At 65.0% G+C, this 15,270-nt stretch carries 14 protein-coding genes; 9 read left to right on the top strand and 5 right to left on the bottom strand.

Translation table 11 applies throughout. The features are described from left to right. Window positions 1-85 precede the first annotated feature (85 nt). Window positions 86-601 carry a MarR family transcriptional regulator gene (locus Q0030_RS17470; RefSeq protein ID WP_298369376.1) on the bottom strand — a complete coding sequence of 172 codons (516 nt, stop codon included), beginning with the start codon at window positions 599-601 and terminating at the stop codon, window positions 86-88. 133 nt (window positions 602-734) lie between these two features. Between Q0030_RS17470 and Q0030_RS17465 the strand changes: the two genes are divergently transcribed. After that, window positions 735-1,925 carry an aromatic ring-hydroxylating dioxygenase subunit alpha gene (locus tag Q0030_RS17465; protein ID WP_298369373.1) on the top strand — a complete coding sequence of 397 codons (1,191 nt, stop codon included), beginning with the start codon at window positions 735-737 and terminating at the stop codon, window positions 1,923-1,925. Between the two features lie 53 nt (window positions 1,926-1,978). Beyond that, a complete protein-coding gene (locus Q0030_RS17460) occupies window positions 1,979-3,271 on the top strand; it encodes an MFS transporter (protein ID WP_298369371.1) in 1,293 nt (430 codons plus the stop codon). Here Q0030_RS17460 and Q0030_RS17455 read toward each other — a convergent pair. The 3 genes from Q0030_RS17455 to Q0030_RS17445 all read right to left on the bottom strand — a co-directional run bounded on the left by Q0030_RS17455 (window position 3,268) and on the right by Q0030_RS17445 (window position 9,423). Further along, entirely contained in the window at window positions 3,268-4,086 is an 819-nt protein-coding gene (locus tag Q0030_RS17455; protein WP_298369368.1) for an alpha/beta hydrolase, read from the bottom strand. The genes Q0030_RS17460 and Q0030_RS17455 overlap by 4 nt on opposite strands. Window positions 4,087-4,225: 139 nt before the next feature. Further along, window positions 4,226-8,146 (bottom strand): autotransporter domain-containing protein, encoded by a 3,921-nt coding sequence (locus Q0030_RS17450; protein ID WP_298369365.1) that lies wholly within the window; start codon window positions 8,144-8,146, stop codon window positions 4,226-4,228. Between the two features lie 296 nt (window positions 8,147-8,442). Beyond that, entirely contained in the window at window positions 8,443-9,423 is a 981-nt protein-coding gene (locus tag Q0030_RS17445) for a LytTR family DNA-binding domain-containing protein (RefSeq protein ID WP_298369362.1), read from the bottom strand. A gap of 188 nt (window positions 9,424-9,611) precedes the next feature. Here Q0030_RS17445 and Q0030_RS17440 point away from each other — a divergent pair, with 188 nt between their 5' ends. Together Q0030_RS17440 and Q0030_RS17435 are read left to right on the top strand one after the other, a co-directional pair. Next, complete coding sequence (locus Q0030_RS17440) at window positions 9,612-10,652, top strand: FAD-dependent oxidoreductase (RefSeq protein ID WP_298369359.1); 1,041 nt, start codon at window positions 9,612-9,614, stop codon at window positions 10,650-10,652. Then, entirely contained in the window at window positions 10,576-11,442 is an 867-nt protein-coding gene (locus Q0030_RS17435) for a BBE domain-containing protein (RefSeq protein WP_298369356.1), read from the top strand. The genes Q0030_RS17440 and Q0030_RS17435 overlap by 77 nt, the downstream gene beginning before the upstream one ends. 132 nt (window positions 11,443-11,574) lie before the next feature. Here Q0030_RS17435 and Q0030_RS17430 read toward each other — a convergent pair whose 3' ends face one another. Then, window positions 11,575-12,597 (bottom strand): TRAP transporter substrate-binding protein, encoded by a 1,023-nt coding sequence (locus tag Q0030_RS17430; RefSeq protein ID WP_298369353.1) that lies wholly within the window; start codon window positions 12,595-12,597, stop codon window positions 11,575-11,577. 190 nt (window positions 12,598-12,787) lie between these two features. On the opposite strand from Q0030_RS17430, the gene Q0030_RS17425 reads away from it, so the two are divergent. The 5 genes from Q0030_RS17425 to Q0030_RS17405 all read left to right on the top strand — a co-directional run bounded on the left by Q0030_RS17425 (window position 12,788) and on the right by Q0030_RS17405 (window position 15,241). Continuing rightward, window positions 12,788-12,991, top strand: coding sequence for a hypothetical protein (locus Q0030_RS17425; protein ID WP_021079164.1), 204 nt, complete (start codon window positions 12,788-12,790; stop codon window positions 12,989-12,991). Between the two features lie 88 nt (window positions 12,992-13,079). Further along, window positions 13,080-13,271 carry a hypothetical protein gene (locus tag Q0030_RS17420; protein ID WP_298369351.1) on the top strand — a complete coding sequence of 64 codons (192 nt, stop codon included), beginning with the start codon at window positions 13,080-13,082 and terminating at the stop codon, window positions 13,269-13,271. A 97-nt stretch (window positions 13,272-13,368) separates the two neighbouring features. Beyond that, window positions 13,369-13,569 carry a hypothetical protein gene (locus tag Q0030_RS17415; RefSeq protein ID WP_298369349.1) on the top strand — a complete coding sequence of 67 codons (201 nt, stop codon included), beginning with the start codon at window positions 13,369-13,371 and terminating at the stop codon, window positions 13,567-13,569. A 38-nt stretch (window positions 13,570-13,607) separates the two neighbouring features. After that, window positions 13,608-13,775, top strand: coding sequence for a hypothetical protein (locus Q0030_RS17410; RefSeq protein ID WP_298369346.1), 168 nt, complete (start codon window positions 13,608-13,610; stop codon window positions 13,773-13,775). A gap of 164 nt (window positions 13,776-13,939) precedes the next feature. Next, window positions 13,940-15,241, top strand: a complete 1,302-nt coding sequence (locus Q0030_RS17405) for a hypothetical protein (RefSeq protein ID WP_298369344.1) — start codon at window positions 13,940-13,942, stop codon at window positions 15,239-15,241. Window positions 15,242-15,270 lie beyond the last annotated feature (29 nt).

Raw genomic sequence — 15,270 nt, 5'->3', positions numbered from 1 at the left:
CGGGCTCTTTGCCGCATCAGGCGGAAGCGCTTGCCGCAACGGGGGACGCCGCGGCGGCCGTCCTTTGCCCTGCGCGTTCCCCATATCAGCCCAGCTCCCGCTCGGCAGCGAGCATCTCGGCCGCGGTCTGCGTCAGCCGATCGATATGCCCGAGCAGCAACTCGAGATCCTGCGGACCAAGCTGTTCCAGCAGGCGCCGGTTTCGCTCCTGTGCACCGGCCACAATGGCGTCATGGGCGGCGAGCCCGGCTTTGGTCAGGGAGACAAGTGTTTCCCGATTGTCACGCGGGTTGGCCGCCTTGGACACCAGCTTGCGCGCGACGAGCTCAGCGAGCGCACGGCTGATCTGCCCCTTGTCCATGCCGACGGCTTCGGCAAGCCGCACCACGCTCATCGGCGGCCGCCGGCCGAGCGAGGCAACCAGGCCGAACTCGACCGAGGACAGGCCGGTCAGGCGCTTGTAGCGCAGCAGCGCACCGCGCCTGAGCAGGTTAGCCAGCACCATCAGCCGCGACGACATCATCGCGGTGATCGGCGCCAGCTCGGCATCGACCACCGCCTCCGGCGGCAGGGCCCTCGCAGTCCTGAGCTTCTCGGTCATCGCCAACCTCTGCCAACAAAGCCTGTCGCTGCCAAGCTAAACGAGATCGTTGACACTGTCATCGACCTATCGTTGACTTGGTCAACGACACAGCGACCGCGGGCAGAAAGTCCGGCGGCGGGGAGGACACAGCATGACCATCACCCAGCGGGACCGCGACCTCGGTACGGCCTATGCGATGAAGCCGTCCACCACCCGGACCGAGCTCACCTCGGTCGTCCGCGGCACGCCGATGGGCGAGCTGCTGCGCCGCTACTGGCACCCGATCGGGCTCGTAGGCGACGCCACCGATATCCCCAGAAAAGTCCGTGCGCTCGGCGAAGACCTGATCCTGTTCCGCGACCGGCATGGCCGGGTCGGCCTGCTGCATGCGCGCTGCTGCCATCGCGGCACCACGCTTTATTATGGCAAGGTCGAGGAAGACGGCATCCGCTGCTGCTATCACGGCTGGAAATTCGACACCGAGGGCCGCTGCCTCGAACAGCCCTGCGAGCCCGAAGGGGGCCTGTTCAAGGACAAGGTCCGCCAGCCCTGGTATCCGGTGCAGGAACGCTACGGCCTGATCTTCGCCTATATGGGCCCAGCCGATAAGAAGCCGGTGCTGCCGCGCTACGAGTGCCTGGAGAATATGGACGACGGCGAATTCGTGGAGGCCGACGATTCCTCGATCGGCGGCGGCGGCCCTGCCGTGATCCCCTGCAACTGGTTGCAGCATTTCGAGAACGTCGCCGACCCCTATCATGTGCCGGTGCTGCACGGCTCGTTCTCAGGGCCGCAATTCACCACCATGATGGCCTCGATGCCCGAGGTGAAGTTCGAGATGTCGCCGCGCGGCGTCGCGGTGCGCTCGATCCGCCGGCAGGACGACGGCAAGGTGTTCTATCGCGTCACCGAGGCTGCCCTGCCCACGCTCCGCGTCGTGCCCAATCCGCGGGTCGCGCAATTCGCCCGCGTCGAATCGATCGGCTGGACCCTGCCGATCGACGACACCTCGTTCCGCATCTATGTCGCCGGCCGGGTCAAGACCGCTGGCGATATCGGCCGCATGCGCTCGAAGTTCAACGGCAAGTTCTGGTGGGACATGACGGAGCAGGAGCACCAGCAATTCCCCGGCGACTATGAGGCGCAGGTCGGCCAGGGGCCGGTGACTGTTCATTCGGAAGAGCATTTCGGCCAGAGCGACCGCGGCATCCTGATGATCCGCCGAATGCTCTCTGACCAGCTCGAGGCGATGGCCGCCGGCCGCGACCCGATCGGCGTGTCGTTCGACGCCGATGCCAGGCCGGTCGAATTCGAGGCGGGGAATTACATCCGCGAGGCGTAAGGCCCGCGCACAGGCAAACAAGAAAAGACCAGCGATCACCGGGGGAGGAAGTCATGGTCGATGTCGCACCGCAGGCGGCTGCGCAACCGCAAGTCAGCGCCAGGCCTGCCGCCCGCCGCTACTACGTCCTCGCTTTGCTCACGATCATCTACGCCCTCAACTTCCTCGACCGTACGATCTTCAATGTCCTGATCGAGCCCATCAAGAAGGAGTTCGCGCTCAGCGACACCACGATGGGCCTGCTCGCCGGGTTCGGCTTCGTGCTGTTCTACTCGCTGCTCGGCATTCCCATCGCGCGGATGGCCGATCGCCTCAACCGCCGCAACATCGTAGCAATCGCCTTCGCGTTTTGGAGCGCGATGACCTATCTCTGCGGCCTGGCCTCCAGCGTCGCGACGCTAGCGCTGGCGCGGGTCGGCGTCGGAATCGGGGAATCCGCGGGCACGCCGGCCTCGCAATCGATGATCGCGGATCTGTTCGACAAGAACGAGCGTCCGCGCGCGCTCGGGATCTACGCGATCGGCACCTATCTCGGCGTCTTCCTCGGCTATTTCATCGGCGGCTATGTCGATCAGCACTATGGCTGGCGGATGGCCTTCTTCACCGCCGGCCTGCCCGGCATCGCGCTCGCCGCGGTGCTGTGGCTGACGATCTCCGAGCCGAGGCGCGGTGCGATGGCCGAGACTTTCAAGGCCGAGCCGATCGGGCCGACGCTGGGCTTCCTGATGTCGCAGCCGAGCTTCGTCATCGTGCTGGTCGGCTTTTGCCTCACGACCTACACCAACTACGCTACCGCGGTGTGGATCCCGCCGTTCCTGGCGCGCATCCATCATCTCACCAGCGCCGAGATCGGCACCTATGCCGGCACCTTCAAGGGCCTCGCCGGCATGGCGGGCACATTGATCGGCGGCCTCGTGGTGGCGCAGATCGGCCGCCGCGATGATCGCTGGAAGCTGTGGGCGCCCGCGATCATGTCCGGCCTCGCCGGTCCCGTCTTCGCGCTGTGCATGCTGACGCAAAGCTTCACGCTGATGGTCGCCACCCTTGCGCTGACCTCGTTCATGGTCGGCTTCCATCTCGGCCCGATCTTTGCGATCGCGCAGACAGTCGCAAAGCCCAGCATGCGGGCGCTGGCCTCGGCGATCGTGCTGCTCACCGCGACCTGCTTCGGCCAGGGCGTCGGCCCCCTCGCCGTCGGCATGATCAATGACGCCCTGAAAGGCGCATACGGCACGGATGCGGTTCGCTACTCGCTGCTGTCGGCCGCGGTGACGACGACGCTCGGCGCGCTGCTGTTCGTCTGGGCGGCGCGCTGGATCCGTGCCGATATCGCGCGGGCGAGCTAAGCGTCGATGAACGCCAGCAGGTCGGCCATCAGGCGCGCGCTGTGCGTCAGCGGCAAAGCGTGCGGCGCGCCTTCATAGATGGCGAGCTTGCTTCCCCTGATCAGTGCTGCCGTCTTCGCGCCGGTCAATTCGAGCGGTGCGCTGGCATCCTTGTCGCCGTGCACGATCAGCGTCGGACAATCGATGCTTTTGGCCGCGGCGCGCAGATCGGCAGACGAGATGGTCCTGCGGCAGGCCAGCGCCACCGGCAGCGGCACGCTCACCATCATCTCCCTGATCCAGGCCCGCGTGACTTCGGGTGTGTCGGGCATGAAGAACGGCGCCTCGTTCTCGCCCATCCATTTCGGGAAGTCCTGCGCGATCGCGGCATTCTGGGCCTCGACCATCGCTCTCGGCACCGCGACCGGATTGTCCTCGGTCTGGACGATGAACGGCGTGGTCGGCGCCACCAGGACCAGCCGCGCGATGCGCTCCGCACCGTGACGCGCCAGATAGTTCACCGCCTCGATCGATCCCATCGAATGCGCGACGATCGTGACATCATGGAGATCGTACTTCTGGATCACGGCGGCGACGTCGTCGGTCAGCGTGTCGAGATCATATCCCGTCATCGGCATCTCGGAACGGCCGTGGCCGCGCCGGTCGGGTGCGACGCAACGAAAACCCTTGGCGTTCAGTGCCACGATCTGGCTGCCCCAGACGCTAGAGTTGAACGTCCATGCGGCAAGCAGCAGCACCGGCTTGCCCGAGCCCCAATCCTGCACGAACAGTTTTGTGCCGTCGCTCGCGGTCGCATAAAGCGGTTGGATGGCCATGATGTATTTCCCTTTGCAGATCGATCGGCAACATCGCCGCCGATGCACCGACCATCGCAAAGGGAGATCGCACGCACGATTACGCCTCAGGTAATCACGCGCGTGACGTCGGGCTCACGGAAGCGGAAACGCTCCCGTCTCACCACTGATAGCGCACCAGGCCCTTGCCGGCGTAGCTCGAGGTAACGTTGGAGAATTCGCCCTCGAACGTCGCGGCCGCCGACCAGCCGTTGCGCCAGTTCATCTCGACCGAGGCCGTGGTCAGCGCGGAGTCGCTGGCCTGCGCCGCGCCGTTGACGACAAAGCTGGCGCCCGGCAGCGCCTGGAAGGTCGCGGCAGCCGAGCGGCTGGGGTCGTAGTCGTGGGCCCAGGCGAAACGTGTGCGCAGCGTCAGGATGCCGTCCTGCACCGGGAAGGACTTGTCGGTGCGAAGGCCGAGCTCGCTGCGCGTATCGGTCAGGCTCTTGCCGCCATAGGTCAGCGCAAACGTCGACAGGCCCGAGATCACCCGCTCGGCGTAGCCAGGCAGCTCGAAGGTCGTGAACTGGCCCGCGGCGTAAGGCGTGATGCCGACGCCGCCGATCCACGGCGCGACGAAACGATAGCCGCTCTCGAGCCGCCCCGAATAGGCGTTGGCGTTGAACTCGGCGCGAAGCTGGTCGACGCCCGCGGCCGTCACAGTGCGGTTGGTGGTGATGTCCTGCCAACCATAGGCGAGCGCGGCGGAGACATAGGCCGCACCTTCGGTGTGGCGGACATAGGCGCCGGCCTGGAACAGATCGGAGCGGCCGCTGCCGCTGCCCGCGACCGAGAAGCTGGTGCCGCCGCCGGCAATTGCAAATCCCGCAATGGTGTTCGGCGAGAACAGATAGTCGGCGCCGACCGCCGTGCCATAGATGCTGCTGGTGGTGTCGTTCGATCCGACGACGGCGTTGCCGCTGGTCGATTGCGAACCGCCGAAGCCGGCGGCCCAGACGTTCCAGCGCGGCACGAACGGCACCGACGGCGCCTTGGTGAACATCGCGAATGCATCGGTCTTCCGGGTCGCGGCATAGGCGTTCGCTTTGCCCTCCTCCGCATAGCCAGACGCTCCCGGCATCGAACCCGCCGCGCCGGTGCGGTTCATGAAGGGATCGGTGAGCAGCCCCATGAACAGGTTCATTGCATCGAACGTCGTCTGCTGCGAGCCGGTCGCCAGTTCGCCGGAGGCCTGAGTCAGCCCCGCCGGCGTGAGCGTGCCATAGGCCATCGCAATGCCGCCGGTCGCATTGAAGTAGTTAACCAGCGTGTTCGCGACGTTCTGCTGGTTGGTGGAAAGGCCGCCGCCAAAGTTGGGGGACGGAAAATTCAGCGCCAGATTGAGATAGGCGTGGGTGGCGTCGTAGCTCAGCGTGTCGGTGAAATTCGTCGGCAGGTTGGTATTGGCGATGTTGGATGCAAACGTGCCGGATATGCCTCCAGCGGCGTTCAGGATCGTATACTGCCTGGAGATGTAGCTGCCGTTGGCGAACACTGCATTGACGGTCGCGCCTCCAAGTGTCGCGTTCGAGTTGACATTGGTCGATGCCGCAGCGGTCGGCGTCACCTGCACCTGATAGATCGCGCCGGATTGGAAGGCGAGTGCGCCGTTGATCGTCAGTGTGCCGGTCGGATCTGCAGCACTCCCAGGCGCAAGCGAGCCTCCGCTCATGATGGTCGTGGGTGCCGGAATGGCGAAGCCGCCCCTCAAGGTGTCGTCGGTGACCGGCTCCTTCACCACAATCGTACCATCAACGGCGGTGGTGGCGCCGGGGTTGGCGCCTAACAATGTCAACGTGGCGCCGTTGTGGAAAAAGACGACGGTCGGAGCACCGACGATGCCGGTGCCGCTCAACGTGCCGCCGGAATTGACCGTCACTTTCAGCGAGTTGGCGATCGTGCCGTCCACTTCAAGGGTGCCGCCGGTGACAGTGGTGGCGCCGGTGTAGGTGTTGATGCCGGTCAGGATTTCCTTGCCGCCGGAGATCGCCACACCGCCGCCCGCGCCGCCGTCCCCAATGACGCCGGCGAACGTGCCGTTGGCATTGGTGAAGGTCAGTGTATTGGCACCGAGGTTCACGGTGCCGGCGATGCTGGTCCCGGAAAGACTGTTGATCGAGACACCGCCGCCCGCGCGCGATATATCGAAGATGCCGTCGTTGATCACGGCCTTTGAGGACGCAATGCTGCCGCCGCTGATCAGGTCGAGTTGGCCGCCGGCGTTGATCGTGGTCAGCCCGGTATAGGTGTTGGCGCCGCCGAATCTTGCCAGGCCGCCAGAAGCGATCGTCACATTGCCGCCGGTGCCGCCACCAATGCCGCCATCCTGGATGACGCCGTCGTAGGGGCCTACCCTGCTGGTGATGGTCAGCGTCTTGGCGCCGAGAGAAACGATGCTGAGGCCGGTCGGGTCATACAGGCCGGCGACGCTCGCACCGCTATTGGTCTGCGAAATATCGAATGTGCCGATTCCTGCGCCCGAAGCGAACACGACATTGACCGAATTGGCGATCGAACCGTTTCCCTTGAGCGCGAGCGTCGCGCCGGCATCGATCTGGGTAAAGCCGAAATAGCCGTTGGCGCCGGACAGGGTCAGCGTTCCGCCGGCGATCTCGAGGCCCCCTGTGCGCGAGCCGTTGATCGCGCCGGAAAACTCCGTCGAACCGGCGGTAATCACCAGCGCGTTGTTGCCGAGCGCAACCGATCCACCGCCCGCGAGCGTCGTGATCCTGTTGAGGAAGAACGATGATGCCGAAATATCGAATGTGCCATTGACCGTCACGACGCTCGAATTCGAGATGCTGCCGAAAGCTGACAGCGCCAGCGTTGCGCCGGAATTGATGGTCGTCGCGCCGGAATAGCTTTCCGCCGCCGTCAGGGTCAGCGTCCCGTGACCGCTCTGGACGATGCTGCCCGTACCCGTGATCACATTCGACAGCACCACCGGAGCGGTTTGCGTGAATGTCAGGCTGCCGCTGCCATTGACCGCCAGATTGCCATTGAGGCTCCATCCGCCTTGCAACTGGAGGAAATTGCTGCCGCCGGTGAAGGTGATGGCGTTAGCCCCGGACGCACCGGAAATCGATCCGCTGTTGATGATCGTGAGGTTGTCGCCGCTGATCCCGGCACCGGAGCTCCCGGCTACGCTGGGGGTGACGCCAGTTCCTGCGGTACCGCCCGTCCCGCCCGTGATCGTCCCGCTGTTGTTGATCGTTGCGTTGGACCCGGTCACGCCGGCACCACCCCTGCCGCCGGTTCCGGCAGCCGCGCTGTTGTTGGGGTCGGTGGTGTTGCCGCCGACGCCGCCAGTGCCGCCGATGATCGTCGCCGAATTCACCAGCGTGCCGCCTGGCGCAAGCGAGACTCCGGCCGCGCCGTTGCCGCCTTTGCCACCGAACGACGGACAACAGCCGACGTTGACGCCGCCGGCGCCGCCGTTGCCACCAATGATGCCGGAGTTGTTGGTGATGATCGACGCGCCCGTGACAAAGAGCCCAAAGCCGCCGTCACCGCCATTGGCACCGAACGGATTTTGTGAGCTGCCGCCGGCTCCGCCCTTACCGCCGGTCGCCGCGGCATTGACTACGACGTTGACACCGTTCTCGACGACAACGCCGTAGCCGCCTGCGCCGCCACCGCCGCCGGCGTCGGCGATGCCGGCACCGCCATTGCCGCCATTGCCGCCCGTCACGCTCGTTGTCAGGGTGGAGCCGGTCGTAACCACGAGGCCATGCGCACCACCGCCGCCGCCGCCGCCCTGCCCGGCGCCTTGAGGCCCTCCCGGGGCACCCACACCGTCGCCGCCAGCGCGGCCGGCGACACCCGCGATCCCCCCGGCGCCGCCGGCCGCGCCATCAGGGCTCGTGCCGCCCTTGCCGCCGGTCGTGCCCGCGCCCCCGCCGCCACCACCGGAGTTAGCACAGCTGCCGTTTCCGCCGGCTCCGCCGGTTGTCGTCGCGCTGCTCGCACCGGCTGCGCCGCCACAACCACCGCCAAGGCCATTGAAGTTGCCGCCGCCCTGACCGCCAGTTTGCGCGTGCACCGCAGTCCCGAGGCTAACGACCAAGGCGAGGGTTACGGCAACCTGTCGCAAACAGGGGAAACGAAAGCGTTCAACAACGGACACGCGCATGGCATTCCAACTCGGGCCGCGTATCGCGCGACCACTGAAAATCTCAGCGGGAGGTTGTATCCCCTGAGACATCCTGCCGCATGACAAAATACAGAAATGGAACCGAAAGCGCGACGATGTGCCTTCTTTGCCACAAGGCGAGGCCCACTTCGTCCCGCCACATCGGCGGCAGACCGATGGGCCGTCGGCGCGGGGTCCCCTAGGACCTACCTGTTGGTATTTTCCGTGAAGCTCGCCACGACATCCCGATAGCGCTTGCTGCCCGCGATTGTCTCGCCATTGTCCATCCGCAGGACGAAGTCGCCTGCCGGACGATGCTCGACTGCCACGACCCGCGCCAGGTTCACCAGCCTCGCCCGATGCACGCGGACAACGCCGAACGGCCTGAGCCGCCCCTCCTCCCGCGCGAGCGTGCCGCGGATCAGGCGACGTCCGTTGGGGAGGCCAAACTCGACATAGTTGCCCGCAGACGTCACGGCCACGATATCGCGAGGATCGACCCGAAAGCTCGTGGCGCCGTCCCGCAGCCACAGGCTGGGATTGGCGGCGTCGTCGGACGGCCCGGCCGGCGGCAGTGCAAGCGCCGAGGCCGGCGGCGCTGGTGTTGCGGGCATCGGTGTTACCGGCATCGCCAACACCTTGCGGTCCATCAGCCAGATCACCACGGCCACCATCAGCGACGAGACGACGTCCTTCTGCAGCTCATGCGGAAACGCCGTTGCCCAGTGAAAGGCATAGCCGTCGCCCAGCAGCAGCTTGCGCAACCCGACCATGGTGACGAGATGCGCGAACGCGTAAAGCAGCGTCGCCGCCACCGCCAGTGTGACAGCCATCACTCGGCTGCGACCAACACGCAATTGGGTGATGCCGCTTCGCAGCAGCGGCAGAAACAGGATCCAGGCAATGGCGCTCGTCACCTCGAGCAGCACAGGCATGCGCAATGGCGCGAACCCAGCGGAGAGTTTGAATTCGCTCACCGAGGAGAAGACGTTGACCACGCCGCTGGCCACGATCAGCAGCGCCACCCAACCATAGGCGAGCATCGAGCCGCGCCTCGCCCCGCCCGGTCGGATCGCCGTCACATCGCTGCGATTTTCGTCCCCGAATTCCGCTTGCTCATCCCAACCCGGCTCGACGCGCCGATCGATGCCGCGTTCAATGGAATTCTCTGGCTGCGTCGTGGACATGTCGGGATGGAGTAAATGCTGCAACTCGTCAGGTCACCTGCCCCGGCGGCCAGGTCCGGGACCCAATTGCGATCCGTCACGCCATCGGGTCTTTATCACAGGCAGGCGAGCGGCGTCCCGCAAGGACAGCATGGCGCGCCATCCGGACGGCGTGAAATCCGCTCCACTCACGGACAGGTGACCGGCCGATGAATCGTCGCGAACTCCTCATCGGCGCCGCCCTGACGCCGATGGCGCGCTGGATCGGTCCGGGGCCGGTTGCCGCGGCGCAGAGTGCGAGCAACTCCGCGCAAATGTTTCGGCGAACGCGTCCCTCGGACCCGCAATGGCCGTCAGCCGCCAGCTGGAACCGGCTGAACGAGCAAACCGACGGCCACCTCATGGCGGTGAAGTCGCCGCTGGCGGCGTGTCAGGACAGCCCCTCAGGTCCGGCGTGCCGCGACGTGTTCAAGGGGCTGAAGAACCCCTACTACATCGGCGACGACCCGGCGCTGACCCAGACTACGGGCTATCTCGATGCATGGGCGTCCCAGCCAAGTGCCTACGCTGTCGCGGCGCGCAAGACAGGTGACGTCGTTGCCGCCGTCAATTTCGCCCGTGACAACAATCTTCGGCTGGTCGTCAGGGGCGGCGGCCACTCTTATCTCGGCACATCGAGTGCACCCGACTCGCTGATGATCTGGACCCGCGCGATGCGCGACATCACGCTGCACGACAGCTTCATCCCGCAAGGCTGCCTGGATCCGCCGCAGCCGGCCGTCACCATCGGCGCCGGCGCGATCTGGATGCATGTCTACAATGAGGTGATGACCCGAGGTGGCCGCTATGTCCAGGGTGGCGGCTGCGGAACCGTCGGCGTCGCGGGACTGGTGCAGGGCGGCGGCTTCGGCAGCTACTCGAAGAACTACGGCACCGCCGCAGCGAGCCTGCTGGAAGCCGAGATCGTCACCGCGGACGGCGTCGTCCGGATCGCAAATGCGCGCAGCAACCCGGACCTGTTCTGGGCCTTGCGCGGCGGCGGCGGCGGCACCTTTGGCGTCGTCACCCGCATGACGTTGCGCACCCACGCACTGCCCGAACATCTTCGGCTTCGCCTCCATGACCATCAAAGCGGCGTCTCAGGCGTCATTCCGCCGCCTCGTGAGCGCATTCGTGGATCTCTACGCCGACCGCCTGCACAACCGTCACTGGGGCGAGATCGTCAACATCAAGCCGGGCCATACGCTTGACATCCAGCTGTCGTTCCTGGGCCTTGACAGGCAGCAAGCCGACGAACTGTGGCAGCCCTTCATTCGCTTCGTCACGGAGGCCGAGGGGGAATTCACCTTCACCCGTCCGCCATCGATCCGCACCGGTCCGGCAGCGCGCCGCTGGGATGTCGCCTACATCAAGCAGCGCGCTCCGCAGGCGATCCTCTCCGATGGTCGTCCGGGCGCACCGGCGGAGAACGTATTCTGGGCCGCCAATCTGAGCGAAGCCGGACACTTCATCCACGGTTTTGAATCGCTCTGGCTTGGCGCATCGCTGCTGAGCGGCGTGGAGCGTCCGCGGCTTGTCGAAGCCCTGCTGGCGGCCGCCCAGCATGCGACGGTCGAGTTGCACTTACAGAAAGGGCTGGCCGGCGGATCGGACGCCGCGATCGCCTCCGCAAGGGAAACCGCCACGAACCCCGCTGTGATCGACGCCTTCGTGCTCGCCATCATCGCGAGCGAGGGCCCGCCGGCCTATTCCGGCCTCAGCGGCCACGAGCCGGATCTGGCCGATGCGCGCAAGAATGCCGCAGGGATCGCGAAGGCGGTCGGCGAACTCAGAAAGGTGGCGCCGGACGGCGGCGCCTATCTTGCGGAAAGCAGCTTCTTCGAACCGAAATGGCAGCAGGCCTATTGGGGCCCGAACTACCAGCGGCTTCTGGAGATCAAGCAGAAGTACGATCCGGCCGGCCTGTTCTTCGTGCGCCACGGCGTCGGCAGCGACGACTGGAGCGACGACGGATTTGCGCGGCTGGCGGCGCACCCGTGAGGGTTCGAAATGACCCGTCGATTTACAGGTCGACCGGAAGCCTCGAGCCGGATCATTTGAACGTCCCGAACGGAGTGCGCGTCCGCGAGAGGTAAGTGGAGCGCGACGCCCGAGATCGCCGCGCTCACACCGTCACGTCAGCTTGCCGGTGTACTTCTCCAGCGCAGCCCAGGCGTCCGCGCCATAGGTCTTCTGCCACTGCGTGTAGAAACCGGCTTTCACCAAGGCTGCCCTGAACTGCACGGGATCGGGCTTGTTGAAGGTCATGCCCTTCTCGGTCAGCTCGGCCTGCAACGAGCGATCCATCTCGACCAGATCGGCGCGCTCCTTCGCCGCCGCCGCGTCGAACGCCGCATTGATCAGTTCGAGCAGATCGGGTGGCAGGGCAGCCATCGCGCGGCGGTTGCCGAGGATCCAGTAGCCGCTCCAGCAATGGTTCGGCAGCGCGCAGTATTTCTGCACCTCGTACAGTTTTCCGGTCGAGACCTGCGCCAGCGGATTCTCCTGCCCTTCGACGATGTGGGTCTGCAGCGCCGAATAGAGTTCGCTGTAGGAGATGCTCGACGGCAGCGCGCCGAGTCCTGAGAACAGCGACGTCAGCAATGCCGTTACCGGCACGCGAATTTTAAAACCCTTGAGATCGTCGACGCTGTTGAGCTGCCGACTCGACGACGAGGTGATCTGGCGGAAGCCGTTGTCCCAGACCTTCTTCAGCGGCACGACGCCGGTTCTGGCAATCGCATCGCGGACGATGTCGCCGACGCCGCCATCCATCGCCGCCCAGACCTGGTCGTAGGATTGGAACGCAAAGCCGATGCTGGGCAGCCCCGACAGGGGCACCAGCGTCGACAGGGTCATGCTGGGTGCAGCCAATAGCTCGATACCGCCGGCGCGGACCTGGGAGAGCATCTCCGGATCGCCGCCGAGCTGGCTGTTGGCGAACACCGTGATGCTGACCCGGCCGGACGATTGCCTGCCGACCAGCTTGGCCGCCTCGGCCAGACGGATTGTTAGCGGATGGGTTTCCGGAGTGTTGACACCGAGCTTGAAGTCGAACTCAGCCGCGGCAAGAGACGGCTTACCAAACATCGTCGCGGCAAGTGCCACGGAGCCGGTTCCCAGCATCCGTCGGCGGGTCATGTTCTTTGTTTTCATTATTGTTTTTCTCCCAAGCGCGGTCCGCGCCCATGGCCAGTTTCAGCCCTCTCTTTCTGTGACGCAAGACACGGTGAAACCAATCCGCCCGTGGCACGAAACCATTTCCGGGAACTCACGAAACGATCCGGAAACAGATGGGGCTTACCAGTAGCTGCCATAGACGGCGCATAGACGCCCGGAGGCGACCATGAACCACTCGATCCATTCAGCCGATCGTGCGACCCACCTCAAGATTGTAGTGGTTGCTCTCGTTGCGGCCATCGGGGTTGCGGCTTTCGGCATATCGGCCCGGAACAACGCGGATTTCACCCAGACCGCCCAGACCAACCAGGTCATCAAGGCCGGCAAGCCTGTCGCAATCACCTCCTCGGGCACCTCGACGGTCCGCTAAGACGGTATTCACGCTTCGGCAGACAAAGCGGCCGCCTTCGGGCGGCTTTTTTGTTGGTCCTGATCGTCTCGAGCTCCGATCAGGCGGTGTGGGCTTCGCCATCAGGTTCGGCTACGGCGATTGCAGGACCACCGATACGGGGCACGCGAGATCGCTGTCGCTGGTGCTCGACCTCGACGACACCCTGATCAAGGACGACCTGCTCTATCTGAGCTTGTTCTCGATCCTGCGCCGCAATCCGCTCCTCGTTGTTGCATGCGCGGTCGCAGCGAAGTCTTAACCGCCTCCTAATGCGGTCGTTCGATTGCAATCCGCTCCGCGACCCCAGTTTTAAAAATTGTTCCGTAAGGTGGCCGTCAACAGAGGCGCAGGCCCACATGAATTTGCAGCAGCAAGTGATTTCGACCGGCTTCAAGATCATCTGCACAGATTGCGGTAGCCTGGCGATCAAGGTCGCCGATCCCGCGCACGCGTCCGGCGACACCATCATCGAATGCCGCCACTGCAACGCCGTGCGCGGCACGGTGGCGGACCTGCACACGCTGGCGCGGCGCGGCCGCGACCTGTTCGAATTCTAACCCCGGCGCCGCCGATGCTGTCAGACCCGAACGCGACCATGCAGAGCGAGATTCCCCTGGATACGGTCTGGTCGATCCTCGAGGCCGCCAACGAATTGGGCGATACCCACACGGTTGACGCCTGCCGCCGCATCATCGACGCGAATTTGCGTGGCGATGCCCCGGGACAATCCGACCTGAACGCGGTCGCCGCATTCTTTGCCTGATCAAGGCGGCGAGTTGCCGTTTGTGAATTCAATACGACGCCGCGGTGATAAATCGCCCAGCAGAAACAGAACAACACAGACCGAGACATCGCTTAACTTTGCTTAACTTGCATCGTCCGGGGCCCACTGGCTAGCTGCCGTCAGCTTTCGATTCGGACGGGCCAATGCAATTGACGCGCGAAGACCTGGTTGTCGGGGTCACGATCCCTGGGTTCTTCGTCCTCAGCACCGCCTCGATGATCGCCTGCGGGCACGCGTTCCCGGCGATGCATGTCTGGCGCTCCGGCGTCACTGCCGAGGCCATCCTCGGCACCGCCATCATGGCCGTCTTCGTCCCGGCGTTCGTCGCCGGCCGATTCAGTTTCGGTTATCTGGTGAGCTTCTCGCTGCTCTCAGCGGTGTTCGGCTTCGTCTGGCTCAGCTTCTTCAGCGCGTTCGACTATCCACATGCCATCGCCCGCTGGGCCATGATCGCCGCGCTGGCCGCCGCGATCATCCCCCTGATGTTCCAGAGTATGCCGGTGTGGCGGCCCGGCCTGTCCGAAACGGCGATCAAACGCATTGCGCTGCTGCTGCTGGCGTCGTCCTTCGCCGTGCTGGTCGCCGACATCTCGTACGGCGCCAATCTCGGCAATCCTTACGGCGCAGCCCGCAACGCCGTCACGCGGCCGGCGCTGTTGAATTATCTCACCGGAATCATGATCGGCGCGGTGCTGCCCTATCTGTTCGCGCATTTCGCATCGCGCAGGCAATGGATGCAGGCCGCCTGCGTGTTGCTGTTCGCGCTTTGCTTCTATCCGGTGGTCAACAACAAGACCGTTCTGCTGCTGCCGATCTGGCTGCCGTTTCTGTTCTGGCTGTTCGGCCGGTTCACCCCGCGGCTGGCCACGGTGCTCGCATTTCTCATTCCGATGATCATCGGGCTGACGGCGTTCGCCGTGCTCGGCGCCGACAAGGACTACGTCGTGTTCAGCGCCATCAATCTGCGCTTCCTCGCAATCCCGTCGCTGGCCCTCGATCAATACGCCGACTTCTTCGCGCACCGCGACCTGACCCGCTTCTGCCAGATCTCGATCCTGCGACAGGTGACCGCCTGCCCGTATGGCGAGCTCGGCCCGGCGCTCGGGGCGATCTATCGGGACGGCAATTTCAACGCCTCCTTCCTCGCCACCGAGGGCATCGCGTCGGTCGGTCTTGCGCTCGCGCCGGTTTCGGCACTCGTGTGCGGCCTGATCCTGTCGGTGGGGTCGATGGTCTCGCGGCACCTGCCGCCGCGCTTCATCGCGGTGTCGTCAAGCATCGCCGTTCAGGCCATCATGAACGTGCCGCTGACGACAAGCTTGGCCTCGAACGGGATCGCGCTGCTGTTCCTGCTGTGGTGGCTGACGCCCGAACAGCGGGCGGAAGCTTCGCAGCATCAGCAACAGTCAACGCGCCCCATCGATGCCGTCGGTGTCGCGGCCTGATTTTTGGCCCTGCCCCGACCAAGCAACGC

The sequence above is a fragment of the uncultured Bradyrhizobium sp. genome, assembly GCF_947648125.1.
Taxonomy (GTDB): Bacteria; Pseudomonadota; Alphaproteobacteria; order Rhizobiales; family Xanthobacteraceae; genus Bradyrhizobium.
The sequence above is the reverse complement of the archived record's forward strand: the minus strand, read 5'-3'. Positions and strand labels throughout refer to the sequence as shown.

Excerpts from the sequence above, each read along its gene's own strand:
- Q0030_RS17470 (WP_298369376.1), bottom strand. The coding sequence starts at position 601 with ATGACCGAGAAGCTCAGGACTGCGAGGGCCCTGCCGCCGGAGGCGGTG.
- Q0030_RS17465 (WP_298369373.1), top strand. The coding sequence starts at position 735 with ATGACCATCACCCAGCGGGACCGCGACCTCGGTACGGCCTATGCGATG.
- Q0030_RS17460 (WP_298369371.1), top strand. The coding sequence starts at position 1,979 with ATGGTCGATGTCGCACCGCAGGCGGCTGCGCAACCGCAAGTCAGCGCC.
- Q0030_RS17455 (WP_298369368.1), bottom strand. The coding sequence starts at position 4,086 with ATGGCCATCCAACCGCTTTATGCGACCGCGAGCGACGGCACAAAACTG.
- Q0030_RS17445 (WP_298369362.1), bottom strand. The coding sequence starts at position 9,423 with ATGTCCACGACGCAGCCAGAGAATTCCATTGAACGCGGCATCGATCGG.
- Q0030_RS17440 (WP_298369359.1), top strand. The coding sequence starts at position 9,612 with ATGAATCGTCGCGAACTCCTCATCGGCGCCGCCCTGACGCCGATGGCG.
- Q0030_RS17430 (WP_298369353.1), bottom strand. The coding sequence starts at position 12,597 with ATGAAAACAAAGAACATGACCCGCCGACGGATGCTGGGAACCGGCTCC.
- Q0030_RS17425 (WP_021079164.1), top strand. The coding sequence starts at position 12,788 with ATGAACCACTCGATCCATTCAGCCGATCGTGCGACCCACCTCAAGATT.
- Q0030_RS17415 (WP_298369349.1), top strand. The coding sequence starts at position 13,369 with ATGAATTTGCAGCAGCAAGTGATTTCGACCGGCTTCAAGATCATCTGC.
- Q0030_RS17410 (WP_298369346.1), top strand. The coding sequence starts at position 13,608 with ATGCAGAGCGAGATTCCCCTGGATACGGTCTGGTCGATCCTCGAGGCC.
- Q0030_RS17405 (WP_298369344.1), top strand. The coding sequence starts at position 13,940 with ATGCAATTGACGCGCGAAGACCTGGTTGTCGGGGTCACGATCCCTGGG.